General features: G+C 71.8%; 24 protein-coding genes. 11 read left to right on the plus strand and 13 right to left on the minus strand.

Going from position 1 to position 21378, the window contains the following annotated elements; all coding sequences use genetic code 11:
- The first annotated feature begins 5 nt into the window (after positions 1 to 5).
- From E4N63_RS25760 to moaA, 3 genes are all read left to right on the plus strand, one after another.
- Positions 6 to 371: a DUF485 domain-containing protein gene (locus tag E4N63_RS25760; protein WP_125626244.1), complete on the plus strand. Its 366-nt coding sequence runs from the start codon at positions 6 to 8 to the stop codon at positions 369 to 371.
- Positions 368 to 2005 carry a cation acetate symporter gene (locus E4N63_RS25765; protein ID WP_125626245.1) on the plus strand — a complete coding sequence of 546 codons (1638 nt, stop codon included), beginning with the start codon at positions 368 to 370 and terminating at the stop codon, positions 2003 to 2005. Before E4N63_RS25760 ends, E4N63_RS25765 begins: the two co-directional genes overlap by 4 nt.
- Positions 2006 to 2182: 177 nt before the next feature.
- Complete coding sequence (gene moaA, locus E4N63_RS25770; RefSeq protein ID WP_125626246.1) at positions 2183 to 3172, plus strand: GTP 3',8-cyclase MoaA; 990 nt, start codon at positions 2183 to 2185, stop codon at positions 3170 to 3172.
- Here the strand turns inward: moaA and E4N63_RS25775 are convergent.
- Together E4N63_RS25775 and E4N63_RS25780 are read right to left on the minus strand one after the other, a co-directional pair.
- Complete coding sequence (locus E4N63_RS25775; RefSeq protein WP_374112834.1) at positions 3155 to 3475, minus strand: hypothetical protein; 321 nt, start codon at positions 3473 to 3475, stop codon at positions 3155 to 3157. The genes moaA and E4N63_RS25775 overlap by 18 nt on opposite strands.
- A gap of 284 nt (positions 3476 to 3759) precedes the next feature.
- Positions 3760 to 4173 carry a DUF3099 domain-containing protein gene (locus tag E4N63_RS25780; protein WP_125624832.1) on the minus strand — a complete coding sequence of 138 codons (414 nt, stop codon included), beginning with the start codon at positions 4171 to 4173 and terminating at the stop codon, positions 3760 to 3762.
- 214 nt (positions 4174 to 4387) lie between these two features.
- Here E4N63_RS25780 and E4N63_RS25785 point away from each other — a divergent pair, with 214 nt between their 5' ends.
- A complete protein-coding gene (locus tag E4N63_RS25785) occupies positions 4388 to 4672 on the plus strand; it encodes a GlsB/YeaQ/YmgE family stress response membrane protein (RefSeq protein ID WP_125624833.1) in 285 nt (94 codons plus the stop codon).
- A gap of 129 nt (positions 4673 to 4801) precedes the next feature.
- Here E4N63_RS25785 and tyrS read toward each other — a convergent pair whose 3' ends face one another.
- The 5 genes from tyrS to E4N63_RS25810 all read right to left on the minus strand — a co-directional run bounded on the left by tyrS (position 4802) and on the right by E4N63_RS25810 (position 10623).
- Positions 4802 to 6217: a tyrosine--tRNA ligase gene (gene tyrS / locus E4N63_RS25790; protein WP_125624834.1), complete on the minus strand. Its 1416-nt coding sequence runs from the start codon at positions 6215 to 6217 to the stop codon at positions 4802 to 4804.
- Positions 6218 to 6273: 56 nt separating this feature from the next.
- Positions 6274 to 7686: a metallopeptidase TldD-related protein gene (locus E4N63_RS25795; RefSeq protein ID WP_230241804.1), complete on the minus strand. Its 1413-nt coding sequence runs from the start codon at positions 7684 to 7686 to the stop codon at positions 6274 to 6276.
- Positions 7683 to 9209 (minus strand): TldD/PmbA family protein, encoded by a 1527-nt coding sequence (locus E4N63_RS25800; RefSeq protein WP_230242661.1) that lies wholly within the window; start codon positions 9207 to 9209, stop codon positions 7683 to 7685. Before E4N63_RS25800 ends, E4N63_RS25795 begins: the two co-directional genes overlap by 4 nt.
- Before the next feature lie 329 nt (positions 9210 to 9538).
- Positions 9539 to 9760 carry a DUF397 domain-containing protein gene (locus tag E4N63_RS25805; RefSeq protein WP_125624836.1) on the minus strand — a complete coding sequence of 74 codons (222 nt, stop codon included), beginning with the start codon at positions 9758 to 9760 and terminating at the stop codon, positions 9539 to 9541.
- A complete protein-coding gene (locus E4N63_RS25810) occupies positions 9757 to 10623 on the minus strand; it encodes a helix-turn-helix transcriptional regulator (RefSeq protein ID WP_125624837.1) in 867 nt (288 codons plus the stop codon). The genes E4N63_RS25805 and E4N63_RS25810 overlap by 4 nt, the downstream gene beginning before the upstream one ends.
- A gap of 172 nt (positions 10624 to 10795) precedes the next feature.
- On the opposite strand from E4N63_RS25810, the gene E4N63_RS25815 reads away from it, so the two are divergent.
- Both E4N63_RS25815 and E4N63_RS25820 read left to right on the plus strand, forming a co-directional pair.
- Complete coding sequence (locus tag E4N63_RS25815; RefSeq protein WP_230241805.1) at positions 10796 to 11257, plus strand: ATP-binding protein; 462 nt, start codon at positions 10796 to 10798, stop codon at positions 11255 to 11257.
- A gap of 213 nt (positions 11258 to 11470) precedes the next feature.
- The gene (locus tag E4N63_RS25820) at positions 11471 to 12016 is read left to right on the plus strand and encodes a DUF1648 domain-containing protein (RefSeq protein WP_230241807.1); all 546 of its coding nucleotides are present in this window, start codon (positions 11471 to 11473) and stop codon (positions 12014 to 12016) included.
- 93 nt (positions 12017 to 12109) lie between these two features.
- Here the strand turns inward: E4N63_RS25820 and E4N63_RS25825 are convergent, their stop codons facing one another.
- From E4N63_RS25825 to E4N63_RS25835, 3 genes are all read right to left on the minus strand, one after another.
- Positions 12110 to 12478 (minus strand): VOC family protein, encoded by a 369-nt coding sequence (locus E4N63_RS25825; RefSeq protein ID WP_230241808.1) that lies wholly within the window; start codon positions 12476 to 12478, stop codon positions 12110 to 12112.
- A gap of 112 nt (positions 12479 to 12590) precedes the next feature.
- Positions 12591 to 13331 carry an alpha/beta hydrolase gene (locus tag E4N63_RS25830; RefSeq protein WP_228429727.1) on the minus strand — a complete coding sequence of 247 codons (741 nt, stop codon included), beginning with the start codon at positions 13329 to 13331 and terminating at the stop codon, positions 12591 to 12593.
- Between the two features lie 111 nt (positions 13332 to 13442).
- Complete coding sequence (locus tag E4N63_RS25835; RefSeq protein WP_125624841.1) at positions 13443 to 13898, minus strand: VOC family protein; 456 nt, start codon at positions 13896 to 13898, stop codon at positions 13443 to 13445.
- Positions 13899 to 13977: 79 nt separating this feature from the next.
- Here E4N63_RS25835 and E4N63_RS25840 point away from each other — a divergent pair, with 79 nt between their 5' ends.
- Together E4N63_RS25840 and E4N63_RS25845 are read left to right on the plus strand one after the other, a co-directional pair.
- On the plus strand, positions 13978 to 14592 hold the full coding sequence (locus E4N63_RS25840) for an ABATE domain-containing protein (protein ID WP_230241809.1): 615 nt from the start codon (positions 13978 to 13980) through the stop codon (positions 14590 to 14592).
- Positions 14589 to 15017: an SRPBCC domain-containing protein gene (locus E4N63_RS25845; protein WP_230241811.1), complete on the plus strand. Its 429-nt coding sequence runs from the start codon at positions 14589 to 14591 to the stop codon at positions 15015 to 15017. The genes E4N63_RS25840 and E4N63_RS25845 overlap by 4 nt, the downstream gene beginning before the upstream one ends.
- Before the next feature lie 52 nt (positions 15018 to 15069).
- Here the strand turns inward: E4N63_RS25845 and E4N63_RS25850 are convergent, their stop codons facing one another.
- Positions 15070 to 16569, minus strand: coding sequence for an IMP dehydrogenase (locus tag E4N63_RS25850; RefSeq protein ID WP_230241812.1), 1500 nt, complete (start codon positions 16567 to 16569; stop codon positions 15070 to 15072).
- Between the two features lie 433 nt (positions 16570 to 17002).
- Positions 17003 to 17674: an enoyl-CoA hydratase-related protein gene (locus E4N63_RS25855; RefSeq protein ID WP_125624849.1), complete on the minus strand. Its 672-nt coding sequence runs from the start codon at positions 17672 to 17674 to the stop codon at positions 17003 to 17005.
- 422 nt (positions 17675 to 18096) lie between these two features.
- Between E4N63_RS25855 and fabG the strand changes: the two genes are divergently transcribed.
- The 3 genes from fabG to E4N63_RS25870 all read left to right on the plus strand — a co-directional run bounded on the left by fabG (position 18097) and on the right by E4N63_RS25870 (position 20313).
- Positions 18097 to 18816 carry a 3-oxoacyl-[acyl-carrier-protein] reductase gene (gene fabG, locus E4N63_RS25860; RefSeq protein WP_043469999.1) on the plus strand — a complete coding sequence of 240 codons (720 nt, stop codon included), beginning with the start codon at positions 18097 to 18099 and terminating at the stop codon, positions 18814 to 18816.
- Positions 18817 to 18821: 5 nt separating this feature from the next.
- Positions 18822 to 19592, plus strand: coding sequence for an enoyl-ACP reductase FabI (fabI, locus tag E4N63_RS25865; RefSeq protein WP_125624851.1), 771 nt, complete (start codon positions 18822 to 18824; stop codon positions 19590 to 19592).
- Positions 19593 to 20127: 535 nt separating this feature from the next.
- Complete coding sequence (locus E4N63_RS25870; RefSeq protein ID WP_230241813.1) at positions 20128 to 20313, plus strand: hypothetical protein; 186 nt, start codon at positions 20128 to 20130, stop codon at positions 20311 to 20313.
- A 68-nt stretch (positions 20314 to 20381) separates the two neighbouring features.
- Here E4N63_RS25870 and E4N63_RS25875 read toward each other — a convergent pair whose 3' ends face one another.
- Positions 20382 to 21053 (minus strand): FadR/GntR family transcriptional regulator, encoded by a 672-nt coding sequence (locus E4N63_RS25875; protein ID WP_019709656.1) that lies wholly within the window; start codon positions 21051 to 21053, stop codon positions 20382 to 20384.
- Positions 21054 to 21378: the final 325 nt, after the last annotated feature.

Below are 21378 nucleotides of genomic sequence, written 5' to 3' on the forward strand. Positions count from 1 at the left end.
AGCCCGTGGACACCGCATCGCCCCCGCCCCAGGGGAACGACTACACGCAGAGAACGGCGCTCGGCGCCGTGGCGTACCGCGAGGCGCAGGAGAGTGCCGAATTCGCTGAACTGCGCCACGCACACCGCTCCTTCACGTTCCCGCTGACCATTGCCTTCATCACCTGGTACTTCCTGTACGTGCTGCTGTCCAGCTACGCGGGCGGTTTCATGGGCACCAAGCTCCTCGGGAACATCAACGTCGCCTTCGTCCTGGGCGTGGCGCAGTTCGTGAGCACCTTCCTCATCGCCTGGTGGTACTCCCGCCACGCCGAGGCGAAGCTCGACCCGAAGGCTGACGCGATCAAGGCTCGTCTGGAGGGTCAGGCATGAGCACTCTCTCCCTCGACACGGCCACGGTGCTGGCAGCCGGTGACGCCAGTGAGCACCGCGTTCTGATCATCAGCCTCTTCGTGGCCTTCGTTCTCGCCACCCTCGGCATCACCATCTGGGCCGGCCGGCAGACGAAGGACGCCACCGACTTCTACGCCGGCGGCCGCTCCTTCACCGGTTTCCAGAACGGTCTGGCGATCTCCGGCGACTACATGTCAGCGGCCTCCTTCCTGGGTATCGCGGGCGCCATCGCCCTCTTCGGGTACGACGGCTTCCTTTACTCCATCGGCTTCCTCGTCGCCTGGCTGATCGCGCTGCTGCTCGTCGCCGAGCCGCTCCGCAACTCCGGCCGGTTCACCATGGGTGACGTGCTCGCCTTCCGAATGCGGCAGCGCCCGGTCCGCACCGCGGCCGGTGTCTCCACCATCGTGGTCTCGATCTTCTACCTGCTCGCCCAGATGGCCGGCGCGGGCGCCCTGGTGGCGCTCCTCCTCGGCATCAGCTCCGAGGCCGGCAAGATCTCGATCGTGATCCTGGTCGGCATCGTGATGATCCTCTATGTCGCCATCGGCGGCATGAAGGGCACCACCTGGGTCCAGATGATCAAGGCGGTCCTGCTGATCGCGGGTACTCTCCTGATCACGGCGCTGGTCATGTTCAAGTTCAACTGGAACATCTCCTCGCTGCTCGGTGCCGCGGCGGAGAACAGCGGCAAGGGCGCGGCCTTCCTGGAGCCCGGCCTCAAGTACGGCGTCGACTCGATGACGAAGATCGACTTCATCTCGCTCGGTCTGGCCCTCGTGCTCGGCACCGCCGGTCTCCCGCACATCCTGATCCGCTTCTACACGGTGCCGACCGCCCGGGTCGCGCGGAAGTCCGTGAACTGGGCCATCGGCATCATCGGCGGCTTCTACCTGATGACCATCGCCCTGGGCTTCGGTGCCGCGGCGCTGCTCAAGCAGGAAACGATCATAGAGTCGAACGCGGCGGGCAACACGGCGGCACCCCTCCTCGCGCAGGAGATCGGTGGCGGCGCGGGCTCCGCGGGCGGCGCCATCCTGCTCGCGGTCATCTCCGCGGTCGCCTTCGCCACCATCCTCGCGGTGGTCGCCGGCCTGACCCTGGCGTCCTCGTCGTCCTTCGCGCACGACCTGTACGTCAACGTCATCCGCAAGGGCAACGCCTCCGAGAAGGAGGAGGTCCGGGCGGCCCGCTGGTCCACCGTCGGCATCGGCGGCGCGGCCATCTTCCTCGGTGTGTTCGCCCGTGACCTGAACGTGGCCTTCCTGGTCGCGCTCGCCTTCGCGGTCGCCGCCTCGGCCAACCTCCCCACCATCCTCTACAGCCTCTTCTGGAAGCGCTTCACCACCCAGGGCGCGCTGTGGTCGATCTACGGTGGTCTGGCGTCCTCGGTGCTGCTGGTGCTCTTCTCGCCGGTCGTGTCGGGCAAGGAGAGCTCGATGTTCTCCGGTGTCGACTTCCAGTGGTTCCCGCTGTCGAACCCGGGTCTGATCTCCATCCCGCTGGGCTTCCTGCTCGGCTGGATCGGCACCCTGGTCTCCAAGGAGCAGCCGAACATCGACAAGTACGCGGAGCTGGAGGTGCGTTCCCTCACCGGTACGCACGCCCACTGATCAACTGATCGCAGCACCGCACCCGCAAGGGTGAGAGCGGCCCCGCCACGGAGCGGGGTGCGCGGACCCGGTGGACAACTCGAATGTCACCGGAGTCGCGTACCCTGCACGGAACGGAGCCCGGAGCCTCGGCCCCGGACTCCGCGTCCGCAGGAATCCGTGGGAGGGGCCGCTTTCATGCTCATCGACACCTTCGGACGGGTCGCCACCGACCTGCGCGTGTCCCTCACCGACCGCTGCAATCTCCGCTGCACCTACTGCATGCCCGAAGAGGGCCTCCAGTGGCTGGCCAAGCCGGACCTGCTCACGGACGACGAGATCGTCCGGCTGATCGGCATCGCCGTCACCGCGCTCGGGGTCGAGGAGGTCCGCTTCACCGGCGGCGAGCCGCTGCTCCGTCCCGGGCTGGCCGGGATCGTCGAGCGCTGCGCCGCCCTGGAGCCCCGCCCCAGGATGTCCCTCACGACCAACGGCATCGGGCTGGAACGCACCGCCGGTGCCCTGCGCGACGCCGGCCTCGACCGGGTCAACGTCTCCCTCGACACCCTGCGGTCCGAGGTCTTCCGCACCATGACCCGTCGCGACCGTCACCGGGACGTCCTCCGGGGCCTGGAGGCCGCCCGCGCCGCCGGCCTCGACCCCGTCAAGGTCAACACCGTCCTGATGCCGGGTCTCAACGACGACGAGGCGCCCGACCTGCTCGCCTGGGCCGTCGAACACGGCTATGAACTGCGCTTCATCGAGCAGATGCCGCTCGACGCCCAGCACGGCTGGACCCGGGACGGCATGATCACCGCCGGCGAGATCCTGGCGAGCCTCCGCACCCGTTTCCAGCTCACCGCGGAGGGCGAGGACGAGCGCGGCTCCGCGCCCGCCGAGCGCTGGCTGGTGGACGGCGGCCCCGCCCGTGTGGGCGTCATCGCCTCCGTGACCCGCCCCTTCTGCCGGGCCTGCGACCGCACCCGGCTCACCGCCGACGGCCAGGTGCGCACCTGCCTCTTCGCCCGTGAGGAGTCGGATCTGCGCGGCGCACTCCGCTCCGGGGCACCGGACGAGGAGATCGCCCGGCTGTGGCGCACGGCGATGTGGGGCAAGAAGGCCGGTTCCGGCCTGGACGATCCGTCCTTCCTCCAGCCGCAGCGCCCGATGTCAGCGATCGGCGGCTGAGGGGCCGCTTCCCCCGCCGTTTCCGGTCCCTTCCGTCCGCCCGTCCGCCCGGGAGCTCTCCCAGTCGGCGAACGGCACCACGTCCTTGAGGAAACCGCGGGCCCCGAGGAACGACGACAGATGCTCGCGGTGCTCCTCGCAGGCCAGCCAGGTCTTGCGCCGCTCCGGGGTGTGCAGCTTGGGGTTGTTCCAGGCCAGCACCCAGACGGCCGGGGCCCGGCAGCCCTTGGCGGAGCACGGGGGAGGGCCGTCGCCGGACGATTCGGCGCGCGGAAGGAACGGGGGGTCCTGGGGAGCGTTCACGGGCCCAGCCTATTGCCGGGGACCTGGGGCGAGGCGGGCGGGGCGGCCGCGGGCGGGCAGGGCGGAAGGAGAGGGCACTCGCGGAGAGGACGCCGGGGAAACCGGAAGCGGAGCCGCCGGTTCCGGACATGGCGACGCCGGGCAGCCACGGGGAGCCGCCCGGCGTCGGTCCGTCGCCCCGACGGGGGATGCGGAGCGCGTACGCAGTATGGCACGGAGGACACACGCCGGTGCACTGGAACCGCATGATTGATCTGAGCATTTCTTGAGCTTGGAGGACCGTTTCACCGGCCGTCGCGGGGCCCTTCCGCTCCGTTCCCCCCGCCCGGTTCCCCGTCCTCCCGGGCACCGGCCGCCTCCGCGCCGGATTCCGGCCCGGGTTCCGGGCGGCCGTCCACCGGCCTGCCCTCCAGCACCGGCCGGGCCGGTTCCGTCAGATACGCGGACGGCAGGGCGACGGCGTTCTCCCGCCCCCCGTTGGCGATCACCACGGCGATGTACGGCAGCAGCACACCCAGGACGAGCGCGACCACCGCGACATGCCGTTCCACATCCCAGAGGACCGCGGCGAGCACCACCGAGACCGTGCGCACCGACATCGAGATCACATAGCGCCGCTGCCGCCCCCGCACATCGTCGGCCAGCCCCTGCCGGGCCCCGGTGATCCGGAAGACCTGCGTCTCCTTCTTCTTCCGCATCGCGTTCCACCACCTGAGTCCGTGCCGGGCACCCCGAGACCGGCGTTCCGTCCACGGTACGCCCGGCCGCCCGGGACCGCCCCGGGGGTCCCGGCCCTTCCCACCGGGAGGCAGTGCGCCGGACCGCGTAGTCCCCCCTCCGACATGCGGCGTAGGGAAACCGGGCGGAGACTGGCGGGGATGGGTTCACACCGTCGTACGAGGAGGAGTGACCATGGGCTGGTTGTGGGCGATTGTCCTGGGCCTGGTCCTGGGCGTGCTCGCCCGGGGGCTCATCCCCGGGAGGCAGAACATCCCGCTCTGGCTGACCGTCATCTGCGGCATGCTCGGCGCGGTGGGCGGCAATGCCCTGGCCCGGGCCGTGGGCGTGGAGACGACCAGCGGCATCGACTGGTGGAGGCACGCCTTCCAGCTGGCCGGAGCCATCGTGGTCGTCGCCCTGGTGGCCCCGCTCTGGGCCAAGATCCGCGGGGGGAAACGTCACCGCGAAAGGGCCTGAGGCGTGGGCGGCCCGGTGCACGGAGAGCGCACCGGGCCGCCGAAGGGCCGCCGGCACCGGACCAGGACCCCGCCCGGCACGCGTGTCACGTGCCCGGCCCGGGGAGTTCACCGGTCTTCGAGACCCGGCTCAGGCGTCCGTCACCCGGGCGAGCTTCCGACCCGCCTTGAGGTAGATCTCCGCGGCGCCGATGGCCCCGGCCTCGGCCAGTGACTCGGCCAGCACCTCACCCAGCGGGCGGGCGGCCGCGGCCTCGGACAGGACGACGGCCCGCTGGCCGTTCTCGGTCTCCACCACCAGCCGCAGCCCGTTCTGCTTGGCGATCCGCCGCGCCGCCGAGACGCTGGGGGTGAACTCCAGCACCTTCGTCAGGACCACCGCCACGGTCTCGGTGCCGTGCTCGGCCACGTCGACCCCCGGCAGCTCCCCGACGTCCGAGAAGCTCCGCCGCGAGAACTGCGCGGTGAAGCCGGCGCGCGCGGCCATCGCCGCCTCCACCCCGTGGAGCGCCGCGACCACCTCGCCGGCCAGCACCTTCTTGAGGTCCATCGGATGCAGCACGCGGTCCGCGACCCGGCCGAGGGCGAGCTCGATCTCCTCGTCCGTCCACTCGGTCCACGCCTTGAGGTACGGCTCCATCAGCCGGTCCGGCACCGACATGATCTTGCCGAAGACATCGTCGGCCGCGGCGGTCAGCCCGACGTAGTTGCCCTTGGACTTGGACATCTTGGCGCCCGTGCCGTCCGTGCCCTCGATCAGCGGCATCGTCAGCACGAGCTGCGGCCGCTGCCCGCGCAGCTCCATCAGCTTCCGGCCCATCTGCAGATTCAGCAGCTGGTCCGAGCCGCCCACCTCCACATCGCAGTCCAGCGCCACGGAGTCCAGGGCCTGCGCGATCGGGTAGAGCAGCTCCGACATGGTCAGCCCGGAGCCGGCGGCCAGCCGGCTGCGGAAGTCCTCGCGCTGGAGCAGCTGCGAGGCCGGTACCTGGGACAGCAGCTCCAGCAGCTCGGGGAAGGTGTACGGGGACAGCCACTCGCTGTTCTGCCGGAAGCTGACCTTCTCGAAGTCGAAGAACGGCCGAACCTGCTGCCGGTACCCGGCGAGGTTGGCGGCGATCTCCTCGTCCGTCAGCGGCGGGCGCTCCGCCGTACGGCCCGAGGGGTCGCCGATCTTGGCGGTGAAGTCCCCGATGAGCAGGGTGACGTCGTGCCCCATCCGCTGGAAACGGCTGAGGACGATCACCGGCACTGCGTGCCCCAGATGCACATCGGCCGCCGTCGGGTCGATGCCCAGCTTGATGTGGAGGCCCCGGCCCTCCGCGCGGCGCTCCTCGATCCGCGCGGCGAGCTGCTCCACCCCCGGCAGCACCTCGACGCAGCGGGCGCTGATCAGCTCCGCCTGCTCCTTCGCCGGCAGGTCGGACAGGTCGAGATAGCGCCTGGCCTTCGTCTCCGTGAGCAGCCGCTCCACGGCCTGGTCGGAGGAGAGGTCCTGCGCCAGCAGTTCGCCGGTGCGCGTGACGGAGTCGCCGAGGCGTGTCATCGTGTCGTTCCCGCGGATCGAAGGGGAGAGGTCGGGGGTCAGTCTAGAGGGCCCGCTCACACCCCCTGGCTGACCGAGCTCATATGGAAGTCCGGGACGCGCAGGGCCGGCATCGCGGCCCGGGTGAACCAGTCGCCCCACTCCCGGGGGAGGGTGCGCTCGGTGACGCCCGCCTCGGTGGCCCGGCCCAGCAGCGAGACCGGCGACTCGTTGAAGCGGAAGTTGTTCACCTCGGCGGTGACCTCGCCCTTCTCGACGAGATAGACGCCGTCCCGGGTCAGCCCGGTGAGCAGCAGCGTCGCCGGGTCCACCTCGCGGATGTACCAGAGGCAGGTCAGCAGCAGACAGGGCCCGTCGTGTCCGGAGGCCGCCACCATCTCGTCCAGGGAGCGGCTGCCGCCCGCGTCAAGGACGAGGTTGTCCATGCCCGGGGCGAGTGGCAGACCGGTCAGTCCCGCGGTGTGCCGGGTGGTGATCAGCCGGTTCAGCTCGCCGCCCCGCAGCCACTCGGTGGGTTCGAGGGGCAGGCCGTTGTCGAAGACGGAGGCGTCGTCGCCCGAGGAGTGCGCCAGGACGAACGGTGCGGACTCCAGGCCGGGTTCGCGCGGATCGCTGCGCAGGGTGAGCGGCAACTCGGACAGCCTCTCGCCGACGCGGGTGCCGCCCCCGGCTCTGGAGAAGACGGTCCGGCCCTCGGCCGCGTCCCGGGCGGTGGAGGACCACTGCTGGTAGATCAGCAGATCGGCCACGGCGGTGGGCGGCAGCAGCGTCTCGTAGCGGCCGGCGGGCCGCTCGACGCGGCGCTCGGCCCAGGCCAGCCGGCGCGCCAGCTCCGCGTCCAGGGCGAGCGGATCGGCGTCGCGGAAGTCGCGGGTGGGACGGCCCGCCCAGGCGGAGCGGGTGCGGTCCGGCGACTTGGCGTTGAGTTCGAGGGTGCCGGTGGGCTGGTCGTGGCGGAGACGGAGGCCGGTGGAGGTGCCCAGGTAGCTGGAGGTGAGGTTGTGGGCGGCGAAGCCGTACAGCTCGCGGCCGCCGGCGCGGGCCCGCGCGAAGGACTCCCCGAGCGCCGGGGCGAAGGCCGCGAACACCCCGGAGGAGGTCTCGGCCGGGGGCTCCGTGAAGTCCGGCGACTCCGGTACCCCCTCGACCAGCGGCTGGGCGTCCTCGGCCGGCCCGGCCTCCCGCGCCGCGGCCTCCGCGGCCCGTACCAGCGGCTCCAGGTCGTCCGCGGTGACGGCGGAGCGCGAGACCACCCCCGAGGCGGTGCCCTCCGCGCCGCCGACCGTGGCGATGACGGTGAGGGTGCGGCCACGGGTGACGCCGTTGGTCGTCAGGGCGTTGCCCGCCCAGCGCAGATTGGCGCCGGAGTGCTCGTCGGCGATGACGACGCAGCCGTCGGCGCGGGACAGCTCCAGCGCCCGTTCGACGATCTCGTGCGGCCTGCTGCTCGCCGGGTTCACCGTGCTCATCGGCCGGCCTCCTGCGATGTGTTGAGAATGGTGACGTCTTCGAAGAGGGCCGAGGGACAGCCGTGCGAGACGGCCGCGACCTGCCCCGGCTGGGCCTTGCCACAGTTGAACGCGCCGCAGAGCAGATACGTCTCCGGGCCGCCGACGGCCTTCATCGAACCCCAGAAGTCGGTGGTCGTCGCCTGGTACGCGACATCGCGGAGCTGGCCCGCGAGCCGCCCGTTCTCGATCCGGAAGAACCGCTGCCCCGTGAACTGGAAGTTGTAGCGCTGCATGTCGATGGACCAGGAGCGGTCGCCGACGACGTAGATGCCCCGCTCCACCCCGGAGATCAGCTCCTCGGTCGACGGGCCGTCCGGCGCGGGCCGGAGCGACACATTGGCCATCCGCTGGACCGGCACATGGGCGGGGGAGTCCGCGTAGGCGCAGCCGTTGGAGCGTTCGAAGCCGGTGAGCTTCGCGATCCGCCGGTCGAGCTGGTAGCCGACGAGGGTGCCGTCCTTCACCAGGTTCCAGGACTGGGCCGCCACGCCCTCGTCGTCGTAGCCGACGGTCGCCAGACCGTGCTCGGCGGTGCGGTCACCGGTGACGTTCATCAGCTCCGAGCCGTAGCGGAGACTGCCCAGCCGGTCGAAGGTGGCGAAGGAGGTGCCGGCGTACGCGGCCTCGTAGCCCAGGGCGCGGTCCAGCTCGGTGGCATGTCCGATCGACTCGTGGATGGTCAGCCAGAGATTGGAGGGATGTACGACGAGGTCGTACCGCCCGGGCTCGACGCCCGGGGCGCGCATCTTCTCGGCCAGCAGCTCCGGGATCTCGGCCAGCTCGGCGTCCCAGTCCCAGCCGCCCGCGCCGGTCAGGTACTCCCAGCCGCGCCCGGCGGGCGGCGCGATGGTCCGCATCGACTCGAACTCGCCGCTCTCCGGGTCCACGGCCACGGCGGTCAGCTCCGGGTGCAGCCGGACGCGCTGCTGGGTGGTCGTCGTGCCGGCGGTGTCCGCGTAGAACTTGTTCTCGTGGACGGTGAGGAGCGAGGCGTCCGCGTGGGAGACGGAGGGGGCGGCCAGCAGCCGCGAACTCCACTCGGCGAGCAGCCCCGTCTTCTCCGCGTCCGGCACGGTGAAGGGATCGGTCTCGTAGGACGACACCCAGGTCCGGTCGGCGTACACCGGCTCGGCGGCCAGCTCGACCCGCTCGTCCGAACCGGCGGCCTCGATCACCGAGGCCGACAGCTTGGCCATCTCCACGGCCCGGCCCGCGACCCGGGCCGCCGCGTCCATCGTCAGGTCCACGCCGGAGGCGAAGCCCCAGGCCCCGCCGTGCACCACCCGGACCGCGTAGCCCAGGTCCGTGGTGTCGGACGACCCGGCCGGCCGGGCGTCCCGCAGCCGCCACGCGGCGCTGCGCACCCGCTCCAGCCGGAAGTCCGCGTGCGTGGCGCCCAGCGCGCGGGCCCGCGCCAGCGCGGCGTCGGCGAGCGCGCGCAGGGGCAGCGCCAGGAACGACTCATCGACCTCATGGGGCACGGGGTCTTCCCTTCGTGTCATGTCGCCTTCGTGTCATGTCGCACTGCCGTGGGTCACCGTCCGGCAGCAGTGAATCACGGTGGGGATGTCTGCGGCTTGTCCATTACCGCTGGCTGCCTGCCCCGGCGTGCCGTGAACGTGGGGGAATCGGACCCGGGGCTCGTGAGGCCGGCCGATTGAGGGAGAGCACGTTCAGGCGGAGGGGCGGGGAAGACCGGTTGGGCCTGCTCCCTGTGTTCGGGCAGGGTGGCACGGAGAAGTGAAGCGGGTGAGCGTGAGCGGCCGGGCACGGCGGGACCGGCGCCCGGCCGACTCGTGAGCGTGGGAGCTCAGAGTTCCCCGGCTATGACGCCCGCCCGGAACGCGGTCCATTCCGTCGGGGTGAAGCGCAGGGGTTCCAGTTCCGGGTTCTTGGAGTCTCGTAGGGCCCGCCCACCACCGGGCAGTTCCGCGATCTCCACGCAGTCGTTCTCGGCTCCGCTGGCGGAGGACTTACGCCAAGCGATGCCGGACAGGTCCAAGTCGTACAGCTCGGTCTTCCGATCGGTCACTTCCGGAGGCCTTCTTCCAGCTCGGCGATGCGGACGAGCGAGTCCTCCACAGAGAGCGCCGTTGCCCGGATGCGCTCGTACGCCCTCTCGAAGGGGGTCGCGGCTTCGCCCTCAACGTACGTGGCGCTGTTGGCGTTCTCCAAGAGCACGACGTCCGGCAGAGGAATGCTGAATTTCGTGAGGCTGAAGCCGCCTTCGAGACCGGGGTGTGCTGTTGACTCCAGCGGCATGATCTGGACGACGACGTTCGGAAGCTCCGAGGCGTCCAGCAGTTTCCGCAACTGTTCGCGCATGGTGGCGGGGCGGGAAGCGAAGCGCTGGTGCAGCGCGGCTTCGTGGATGATCGCCCACAACTCCAGCGGGTGTCCGGGGCGGGTCAGCACGGACTGGCGTGCCATGCGAACCTCCGCCAAGGCTGCGATCTCCTCGGGTGTTCGCGTGGTGGTGATGCCGGCGATGGTCTCGCGTGCGTAAGCGGGGGTCTGGAGCAGCCCGGGGACCAGCAGTGGTGTCCACGCGCGCACTCGTTCGGCATCCGACTCGAGTGAGATGTAATCGGCGTACGCGGGTTGGACGATCCCCGAATACGCCTGCCACCAGCCCTTCTTCGAGGCGTCGGCACGCAGGGTCTCCAAGACGGCGCAGGCGTCCGGGTCTGTCACCCCGTACTCCTTGAGCAACGCGGTCAGCTCTCCCGGACGGAGCCCCTGAACAGCGTTCTCGATCTTCGACAGTTTCGGGCCGTTCCAGCCCATCGCCTGCGCGGCCTGGTCCAGGCTGAGACCGGCTTCGTTGCGGAACCTGCGAAGTGTCGAGCCGAGGCGGCGCCGCCTCACTGTGGGAACCATCGGAGTATTGGGCATGCGGGAAGTCTGGCAGCGAAGTCCCGCTCTATCGGCTCTACTTCTGCCTTATCACCCATTCAGGTAGAAAGGTTGCGATTGATCTTGGTGTGGCGCCACTCTCGGTGTGGCTTCAGTCGCGTTCGGTGCGCAGATTGCGGCCCCGTGAGTCGTTCACACGTAAGGAGTCCGCATGTCTCCCGCCCTCGGCTGGTATCCCGCCGTCACCCCCGCCGGTTTCGTGCTCCATCTCTCCGCCACTCCGCGCCACTTGAGTGCAACGCGCCGGCTCGTCGAGAAGACGCTCTGCGGGGCGGGGGTGGACGCGGACCTCACGGACTCCGTGCAACTGGTCCTGTCCGAGCTGTACGGAAACGCGGTCCGAGCCTGCGGTGACTTCGTGCCGTTGGTGGCGGAGGTGGAAGTGGAGGCTGCGCCGGGCATGGGTGCGGGAGCACCGAGTGCTGTATGGGTCCGGCTGCACGACCCGTACCGTGCCGCCCGCCCGCGCCGTACCGGCGTGCGGCTGGACGATCCGGAGGCCGAGTCCGGCCGTGGGCTTCCCATCGTGGACCTGCTCGCTCCCGGCTGGGACGTGACGGCGACCCCGGTCGGCAAGCAGGTCCGCTGCCGGGTGCCGGTGCCTGGGCGTTGAACCGCCCGGTGACCGGCGGCGGGGTGCCACCCGCACTTTGCGAGTCCGCTCGGACAAGCCCCGGGCCTGAGCGGGTCCGTGCCACCGAGCCCGCACGGCACGGCTATTCCGCAGGCCGCACACCGCATACCGGAGCGCCTCCCCGGACACGCTGCTCGTAGGAACTCCGATCCGCAGCCGCCGCCGCGACCGTCACCAGGGAAGGTCCACCGCATGAGTGACGAACTCCGGCCGCGGTTCCCGTGGTTGTGGCTGCTCCCGGGCCTCGTGGTGCTCCTCGGTACGACCATCTGGGGCATCGCCGTCTATTCGGGGCTCCCCGAGAGGCTGCCGCAGCACTTCGGGCCGGACGGGGTGGACGCGTGGGCGGAGAAATCCGTCGCGGCGGCCTTCGTCCCGGTCTTCGTCCAGGCGGGGGTCATGGTGACGATGGCGGGCACGGCGGCGGCCATCCTCCGGGTCAGGACCCGCGAGGAGGCCGCCGCGGCCGGGCCGGGATCCGCGTGGGCGAGCCTGGTGAACCGGCCGGGCAGCCGCGCCTCCGCCCTCCGGGTCGCCAAGGCCACGCTCTTCCTCGGCTTCTGCACCGGCCTCACCACCGCCGCGGCCTGCGCGGTGATGTGGCGCCCGGAGGCGCGGACGGACGTGCCGGTGCTGCTCCTCCCGGCCGCCCTGCTGCCCGTTCTGGCGGGGACCGCCGTGCTGATCGTCGTGGCTGTCCGCGACCGGTCGGCCGGCGGACGTGCCGGTGCCCGGTGACCCGGGGCCGGGTGTGCCCCGGACCGGGTGGCCTGCGGTATGGCGCGCGAAAGGCGTGCGCACGGTGTCTCGGAAGCGACGCAACGCCGTCCCTCAGCCGTGGGCGGTGTCGATGACGCAGAAGGGGTTGCCCTCCGGGTCGGTGAGCACGACGAAATCCGGGTCCTCCGGGTAGAGGTCCCAGTCCACCCGCTCGGCGCCGAGCGACAACAGCCGCTCCACCTCGGCGGCCTGCTCGGCGGCGTCGGCGGCGTACAGATCGAGGTGGGTCCGCGGATGGTGCCGCGCGGGCGTCTCGCTGACGGTGAGCGCCAGGCCGGGGCCGGGGCGACCGACCGGGATCAGCACGGCCCATCCGTCCTCGACGGGGTCCCTCAGTACATAACCCAGCGCCTCCTGCCAGAAGCGCACCGCGCGCTCGACATCGGACACACCCATGACGACGGTTCCGAGAGTCAGCATGACCATCCTTCTGGTCAGCCGCAGCGCTCCCCAAACCGCTCTGCGTGCGCGGCCGTGACGGCGGAGCGGTGCGTGCTCGGGACGGCCCGCGCCCCGTCCGATGTGCGAGAGGTCAGATGCCGGCGGCGTGGGCGAGGATGTGCGCTGTCCGGTTTCCGGCTCGTACGGCGTGGTCGGCGTGGCTGGGCCGGCAGCGGCGGGACTCGGGGTCGTATTCGGTCATGATCACCCCGGCGTGGTCGGTGTCGGGCTCATCGAGCGAGGACGGCCAGCCCCGGAGCTGGAGAGCCGCGTGGAGCCGGCGTGACTGCCGGATGTCCACGACCGGGTCGGCAGAGCCGTGGACCAGCCGGACGGGGAGGCCGGGCAGCGATGCTTCGGCCCTGGTCAGTTCGTCGAGCGGGGCGCGGCCCGTCAGCGGGTCCGGTCCGGTGTATCCACCGGCGACACCGACGACGGCCTGGGGCCGCCAGCCGTCGAGCGCGCGCGGGTCCAGAGCCGCTGCCATCGCGGCCTTGCCTCCCAGGGACCAGCCGGCGAGCGCGACCCTTCCGGTGTCACCACCGAAATCGGCTGCGTTCTCCCTGGCGAACACGGCCGACGCGCGGAGGTGACTCCGCCCGCGGTCGTGGGCGTCCGGCCGCCAGTCGGGGACGAAGCAGACGACACCGAGTGAGGCCGCGGCCCGGGCCAGCGGCGTGAGAACGTCCCGTTCCTCGGGGCCGGTCCCGTGCCAGAGGAGCACGACCGGCGCAGCCTCCGGCGTGGTCGCGGGCTGGTACACGTCCAGACGCTGCCCACCGGGTTCATAGACGAGTCCGACCACCACGGCGACATCCACGGTCAACTCCACCTGCTCCGTTCTGCGGAAGGTCCTGACGCGTCGCGCGCCCGGTGCCGACCCTACCGATCGGGCTGCTCGCTCAAGCGCTCACCAACAGGACGAACGTGTTCCGGGACGGGGCTAGTTGACGCAGAACTCGTTGCCCTCGATGTCGGCCATGACGACCCAGCTGCCGGACGGCTCTTCCACGGTCCGCAGCACGGTGGCGCCCAGCCCCTCCAGCCGCGCCACCTCTCCGTCCCGCTCCCCGGGGGCGAAGTGCAGGTCGATGTGGAGCCGGTTCTTGACCGTTTTCGACTCCGGGACGGCCTGGAAGAGCACGCGGCGGCCGAGCCCGGCGCCGGTGTTCTCGTCCACCGGATCCTCGGGGTGGCGCACGGCCGCCAGGGTGCGCCACGCCTTGCGCCCGTCGACCACGGTCCAGTCGTCATCGGTGACCAGGCCCGCGCCCGAAGCGATGAGCCGGTCGATGAGCGCGCTGTTGTCCTCCTGCTCGTAGCCGAGGGCCTCCGCCCAGAAGCGGGCGAGGCGCAGCGGGTCGGCGCAGTCGACGACGAGTTTCCAGTGCACGGCCATGCGGGTCCTCCCGGGTCATCCGGCGGGGCTCCGGCTCTCTCCGGTTCGACCTCTCGCCGTAACCACATATACTGGTTACGTGAGTGAGACGGCAACCGGTTTGGTCCTCCAGGCGCGGGACGGCGCCCGCTTCCGCTTCGACCCGGGTGCCCTCTGCCTGGAATTTCTCACCACCGGCGGACCCGGCCCGCTCTCCCGCCACGAGGCGCTGCACGGCCCGCGAGAGCTGGCCGACTGGCTGGCCCTCTCCCGCCTCGGCCTCGACCCCGGCGAGATCCGGGCCGGCCCCGAGGACGCGGCGGCGGGCCGCCGGCTCCGCGACGCCCTGTGGCGCCTGGCCCGTGCCGTCATCGAGGACGCCCCGCTGCCCGCCGGTGATCTGGCCGAAGTGAACCGGGCGGCGGCGCGCCCTGCCCTCGTCCCGCGCATCGCCCCCGACCGGACGCGTGCCTGGGCCCCGCCGGTCACCGGCGCCCAGGCCCTCTCGTCCATCGCCCGCGACGCGGTGGACCTGCTGACCGGTCCCGACGCCGGCCGCATCCGCGAGTGCGGCGCCGACGACTGCCCGCTCGTCTTCGTGGACCTTTCCCGGTCCGGCCGCCGGCGCTGGTGCTCCATGGAGCGCTGCGGCAACCGCCACAAGGTCCGCGCCCTGCGCGCCCGCCGCGACCGTACCGAGGAGGAGAACCCGTGACCCGTCCCAGGCCCACCGGACTCACGAAGGACGCCGGATACGAGATCGGCGTCTCCAGGACTCTGCCGCTGCCGCCCGGAACCGTATGGCGCTACATCACCGGTCCCGAGGGGCTGGCCCTGTGGCTGGGCCGCGACGCCGACATCACCCCCGAGCGCGGCTCCGCCTACCGCACCGGCGACGGCACCACCGGGGAGGTCCGCGGTTACCACGAGGGGTCCCGTATCCGCCTCACCCACCGTCCGCCCGGCTCGGACCGGGAGAGCACGGTGCAGATGACCGTCACTCCCCGCGGAGAGAAGTCGCTCCTCCGCTTCCACCAGGAGCGCCTCACGAGCGCGGCGGAACGCGAGGACCGCCGCCGGCACTGGCAGTCGGTCATGGACGAGGTGACCGGCGCGCTGCTGCCGGAAGGGAACCGCTGAGCGGCTCTGCCGCAGTCGGCCGCCGTTCCTCATGACGGCACTCGGCGACCGGTCAGGAGACCGTCCCCGGGGTGTCCCGCAGGGTGACGTTGGCGTGGCTCTCCTGGAAGCTCTGCTCCGAGACGAGCGTCAGCCGGGCCGTGGACCGGAACTCCGGCACGGTCGTGGAGCCGCAGGAGACCATCGTGGTCTTCAGCTTGGCGACGGTCAGGGCGAGCCCTTCGTCGAGGTCGCCCGCGTAGGGAACGTAGCCGTCCACGCCTTCCTCGAAGACCAGCCCCTGGCCGCCGCCCTGGCCGTAGCGCTGCCAGTTGCGGGCCCGGTTGGAGCCCTCGCCCCAGTACTCCTTGACGAAGCCGTCACGGGTGGGCAGCTTCGCGCCGGCCGCCTGGTCGAAGCGTGCGAAGTAACGCCCCATCATGACGAAGTCGGCGCCCATCGCCAGGGCCAGGGCGACGTGGTAGTCGTGCACCAGTCCGCCGTCGGAGCAGATCGGCACGTACGCGCCGGTGCGTTCGCGGAAGGCGTCCCGGGCCGCGGCGACGTCCAGGACAGCGCTGGCCTGGCCGCGGCCGATGCCCTTCTGGTCCCGCGTGATGCAGATGGAGCCGCCGCCCACGCCGACCTTGACGAAGTCCGCTCCCGCCTCGGCGAGAAAGGTGAACGCCTCGCCGTCGACCACGTTGCCGCCGCCGACCGGGATTTCCGGATAGTGCTTCTTCACCCAGGACAGGGCCTGCGCCTGCCAGTCGCTGTAGCCGTCGGAGGAGTCGAAGCACAACGCGTCCACGCCGGCTTCCAGCAGGGCCGGGACCCGCTCCCGGTAGTCGTGGGTGTTGACACCCGCGCCCACCCGCAGACGCTTGGCGGCGTCCACGAGCTGGTCCGGGAACCGCTTGTTGTCCGTGTAGTCGGAACGGAACACCAGATGCTGCAGGTGGCCCTCGGTGTCCAGCACGGGAAGGCAGTCCAGCCGTTCGTCCCACAGCCGCGCGTTGGCCTCGGACAGGGTGATGTCGGGCCCGGCATGGGGCAGGTCGGTGATGGCGGTCATCCGGCCGCTGACCGGCCCGTCCAGATCATGGCGCCGGGGGTGGAAGTCCCGGGAGGTCACCAGGCCGAGCAGGCGGCCGGTGGCGGTCCCGTCGTGGGTGACCGCGGCGGTGCTGTGACCGGTGCGGCGCATGACCTCGGCCAGGAGGCTCAGGCTGTCGTCGGGGCGGACGTTGGTGTCGCTGGTGACGAACCCTGCCTTGAAGTTCTTGACCCGGCGGACGGCCGCGGCCTGGTCCCCTATCGGCTGGTTGTGGTGCAGGAAGCTGAGACCACCGTTGCGCGCGAGCGCGATCGCGAGATCGGGGGTGCTGACGGCCTGCATGATCGCGGACGTGAACGGGGACCGCAGCTCGATCGCCGGCGCCTCGCCCGCGATGTGCCGCACCAGGGGCGTGCGCAGGTCGACCGTCGCGGCCGAGCAGTCGGTCCGCGTCCGGTTGGGCAAGAGCAGGAACTCGTTGAACGTCCGTGAGACCTCGGCGATGATCTGTGCCACTCGTTCCTCCTGACCCGTCGGCCGGGACCGACTGCCCCCGCCGTGAGGATCGCCCCCGTGTCCCGGGGCCCGGGCAGGCAGAGACCGGCACGGCAGCCGTGGAGGTGACACCCGCTGCGGCAGAACTCTGACCGGCCCGTGGACCGAACGGGGTGCGGTCGTGACGTGGCACCCTATCGACCGACTCGGCCGCGGCACGAATCGTCGCCGTCACCGGCCGCCGCCTCGGCGATGCCCAAGCCCGCGCGGCGCGTTGGGCGTTGCGGTGAATGCCGGTGAGTGCCGGTGAACCGTGCGACCCGGACGTCTGCTGCCGCCGCGGCGGGCGCGGGGCGAGACGCCTGCCGAACACGGGTCGTGTCCAGGAGAGCGATCGCCTCCACCGGTGGCATGCCCCGCCCGGCGGCCCGCGGCCGCCGGGCGGGGTGGAGTATCAGCCGAGGGGGTTCTCCTTGTCCCGCAGGGCGGTCAGGGCGGGCGCGTACATGCGGGACTTGATGGTGCCGAGGGTCGGGCCGGCCTTCGAGGTGAGGGCTCCGGCGGTCTCCAGCGCGGTCGTGCGCACCGCGTCCTCGTCCACCGCGCGGTCGACGATGCCGGCGGCGAGGGCGTCCCCGCCTCCGTAGCGGCGTGCGGTGGTCATGGACTCGTGCGCGGCCTGCGGGGTCAGCCGGGCCTGGATCAGCGCGGACATGCCCGGGGTGAACGGGATGTTGATGTCGGCCTCGGGCAGGCACCAGAAGCCGCGGTCGGCCCGCATCACCCGGAAGTCGTGGGCCAGGGAGAGCATCGCGCCGGCGGCGAAGGTGTGCCCCTGGAGCGCGGCCACGGTGATCACCGGCAGGGACAGCATCCGCGCCAGGAGTTCGTGGACGGAGACGACGTAGTCCCTGTGCTGCTCGGGGTTGGCGAACAGCCAGTCCAGATCGAGGCCGTTGGAGAAGAACTTGCCCGTGGCGGCCGTGACCAGGGCGCGCGGTCCGTCCGCCTTCTCGACCTCGTCCAGCGCGGCGTTGACGGAGGCGATCCAGTCGGGGTGGAAGCGGTTCTCGGTGTCCCCGATGTCGAGGATGAAGACGTCGTCCTGGCGGTCGAGCGTGGGCATGGGGACTCCTCGGGCTGGGCGGGGCGGGGGCGACGTCATCGGCGGACGCCGCCGCCGGGTCCAGGACCTCTGACCTCGATCATGGAAACTACCAATCGGTAACTTATGGTGCGCCGCGGAGAACAGGCAAGAGGGGTCGGGCGCCCCCGCTTGTATGACGCGGATCACAGGCCGGACGGCGCCGGGGGCGCGGGCGGTCCGGGGTCCGGCCGGGCCGCTCGGACGTCTGTCCAGTGTGGACGCCCCGGTGGTTGCCCCGGGCGGTGGTGGCCGGCGGGCCGTGGAGCGGGCGGAGCGGACCAGGGGTTCTGTAGGGATCCAACAGAGAGCGGCGGAAGCCCCTGTCGGGGGCGGGATCCCCGCCGTGCGGCCGGGGCCGATAGTTTCAGGGGGACCCAGTCCGCTACCGAAAGGGTGATCCGTTGAGCCGCTCGGTTCTTGTCACCGGAGGAAACCGGGGCATCGGCCTCGCCATCGCCCGTGCTTTCGCCGACGCGGGGGACAGCGTCGCGTACACCTACCGGTCGGGCGAGCCGCCGGCCGAACTCGCCGAGCTGGGCTGCCTGGCGGTGAAGTGCGACATCACCGACCCCGAACAGGTGGAGCAGGCGTACAAGGAGATCGAGGACCGGCACGGGCCGGTCGAGGTGCTTGTCGCCAACGCCGGTGTCACCCGGGACCAGTTGCTGATGCGGATGTCCGAGGAGGACTTCAGCACCGTCCTGGAGACCAACCTCACCGGCACCTTCCGGGTCGTGAAGCGCGCCAACCGCGGCATGCTCCGGGCCCGCAAGGGGCGGATCGTGCTGATCTCCTCCGTGGTCGGCCTGATGGGCTCGGCGGGGCAGGCGAACTACGCCGCCTCCAAGGCCGGACTGGTCGGCTTCGCCCGCTCGATCGCCCGGGAACTGGGCTCCCGCAACATCACCTGCAATGTCGTCGCGCCCGGGTTCGTCGACACCGACATGACCCGCGTGCTCAGCGACGAGCAGCGGCAGGGCATCGTGAAGCAGGTGCCGCTCGGGCGTTACGCCCGGCCCGAGGAGATCGCCGCCTCGGTCCGCTTCCTCGCCTCGGACGAGGCCGCATACATCACCGGAGCCGTCATCCCCGTCGACGGCGGATTGGGCATGGGTCACTGAACGTCATGAGTGGAATCCTCGCAGGCAAGCGCATCCTGGTCACGGGTGTCCTCACCGAGTCCTCGATCGCCTTCCAGACCGCCAAGATCGCCCAGAACGAGGGCGCCGAGGTGATCCTGACCGGCTTCGGCCGGCTCTCGCTCGTCGAGCGGATCGCCAAGCGGCTGCCCAAGCCCGCTCCGGTCATCGAGCTGGACGTGACCAACCAGGAGCATCTGGACGGGCTCGCGGACGGCATCCGCGGACACCTCGGCGAGGACGCCGCCCTCGACGGCGTCGTGCACTCGATCGCCTTCGGCCCCCAGGGCGCGTTCAACTTCCTGGAGGCGGACTGGGAGGACGTCGGCACGGCCGTGCACGTCTCCGCGTACTCCCTGAAGTCGCTGACCATGGCCTGCCTCCCGCTGATGGAGCGCGGCGGCTCCGTCGTCGGCCTCACCTTCGACGCGCAGATCGCCTGGCCGAAGTACGACTGGATGGGCGTCGCCAAAGCCGCCCTGGAGTCGACCAGCCGCTACCTCGCCCGAGACCTCGGCGCGAGGAACGTGCGCTGCAACCTCATCTCGGCCGGGCCCATCAAGTCGATGGCCGCCAAGTCCATCCCCGGCTTCGAGGAACTGGCGGACGTCTGGAACCACCGCGCGCCCATCGGCTGGGACCTGGCCGACCCGGAGCCCGCGGGCCGGGGAGTCGTCGGACTGCTGTCCGACTTCTTCCCGAAGACAACGGGAGAGATCGTGCACGTCGACGGCGGTGTGCACATGATGGGCGCCTGAGCGCCGCCGTCCCCGGCGCTCGCCGCCCCGCACCCGGCGCCCACCACACGCGCCGACGCCCCGGACCCCGCCACAAGCGGGGAGCGGGGCGTCATGCGTTGCGGACGCCCGGCCGCCATGGGTCCGGGCCGGCACGGGGATACGGCGGCGTCATTCGTTCGGAGCAGCAGGCCGGGCGGCGGACCGCCGGGGGCGCGCACGCTGGGAGCACACGCCCCCGGCGGGGCGTATGGAGGTGCGGCAAGGGCGGTCCGCTCGCGGTCCGGCCCGGCCGCCCCGCGCGGCCGAGGAGGTCCGGAATGTGTGCTCCGTGCCGTCATCCCCTGGCGACCGTCCTGATCGCGGCGGTGCTGCTGGTCTCTCCGGTGGCCGCCGCCGCGGCGCTCGCCGCCGGGAAGGGGGCGGCGGGCGCGGGCGGCCGGGAGCGGCTGTCCGCGGCGGCTCTCCGTCCGTCCGGCCGCACGGCGGAGGGAGGGAGCGGCGGCGCGAGTACCGGGCGGGGTGCCGCACGGAGATCGAGGGCTCGCAGGCCACGGTGTACTGCCACAACCCGTATCCCGTCGTCGACCGGGTGCGGCTGCACGTCGAGTGCGAGCAGTGGTGGGACCTGGACGCGGACACGCGGCCCGTCGCGATAGGGCCCGCGCAGACGGCGGAACTCACGGCCCGCTGCTGGAAGACCATAGGGCGCGCCTGGGTCACCCACGACGTGGTGCGGTGAGGCGGCCCGGCCCCTGTGCCGCCCCGCACGGACCGGTGCCGCCGCCCGGTGCCGCCGTCCGGTTCCGGCTACCGCTCCGGGACGCAGCGGAGGGCGTAGGCCGACGCCTCGGCGCCCGCCAGCTCGCCGTCGCCCGCGCGGATCGCCTCGACCAGACGCGTGTGGTCCACGTAGTTCTCCGGCAGCAGCTCCGGGCCCACGTCACGGCGGAGGTGGTCCCGCAGGACCGCGCCGAGGTCGGCGTAGAGCGCGGCCAGGACGTCGTTGTGCGAGGTGGCGACCACGGCCAGGTGCAGGGCGGCGTCGGCGGCCACGAACGCCTCGGCGTCGCGTGACTCCCACGCCTCCTCGCGGCGCGCCAGCGCCGCGTCGAGCTGCCGCAGATCCTGCTCGGTGCGCCGCCGCGCGGCCATCCGGGCCGCCGAGGACTCCAGCGTGCCGCGCAGTTCGGCGATGTGGTGCGGATCGGCGTCCGCGAACCGCCGATGCATCACGCCGGCCAGCTCGCTGGTGGCGAGGACGTAGGTGCCCGAACCCTGGCGGATGTCCAGCAGGCCGTTGTGCGCCAGGGCGCGTACCGCCTCGCGGACGGTGTTCCGGGCCACGCCCAGCTGCTCGACCAGCTCGCTCTCGGTGGGAATCCGCGAGCCCACGGGCCACTCACCGGACGTGATCTGGCGGCGCAGCTCGGCGATCACCCGGTCGGCGAGCGCGGAACGCCGGAGCGAGGTCAGCGGCATGGGGCGAGACTCCTCGGTGCGGACGGTGTCCGGGGCGGACGGTGAAGACAGTGCGGGCCGGGCGGGCGCGCCCGGCGGGCGGAGGGCACAACAGCCGGTGGAGGCCGGTGGGTTCGGGGTGTGCGGGACGGGTGCAGGGTACGGGAGGCGGGCCCGGTGCCGCGGCTCGCCGGGCGGCCCCGGAGGGCTGAGCCGTCGCACCGGACGGGCGGCCTCCGTACGGCCGGGGTGGCGGGCTCGATGCGACACGTTCGCCTGCACCGGACGGACCCCGTGGGGCCCGGTGGGGCCGGTGGCACCGGGGCTCCGGCGGGGACACGGCCGC

Origin of the sequence: Streptomyces sp. MNU89 (genome assembly GCF_020982505.1) — a bacterium.
Classification (GTDB): domain Bacteria; phylum Actinomycetota; class Actinomycetes; order Streptomycetales; family Streptomycetaceae; genus Streptomyces; species Streptomyces xinghaiensis.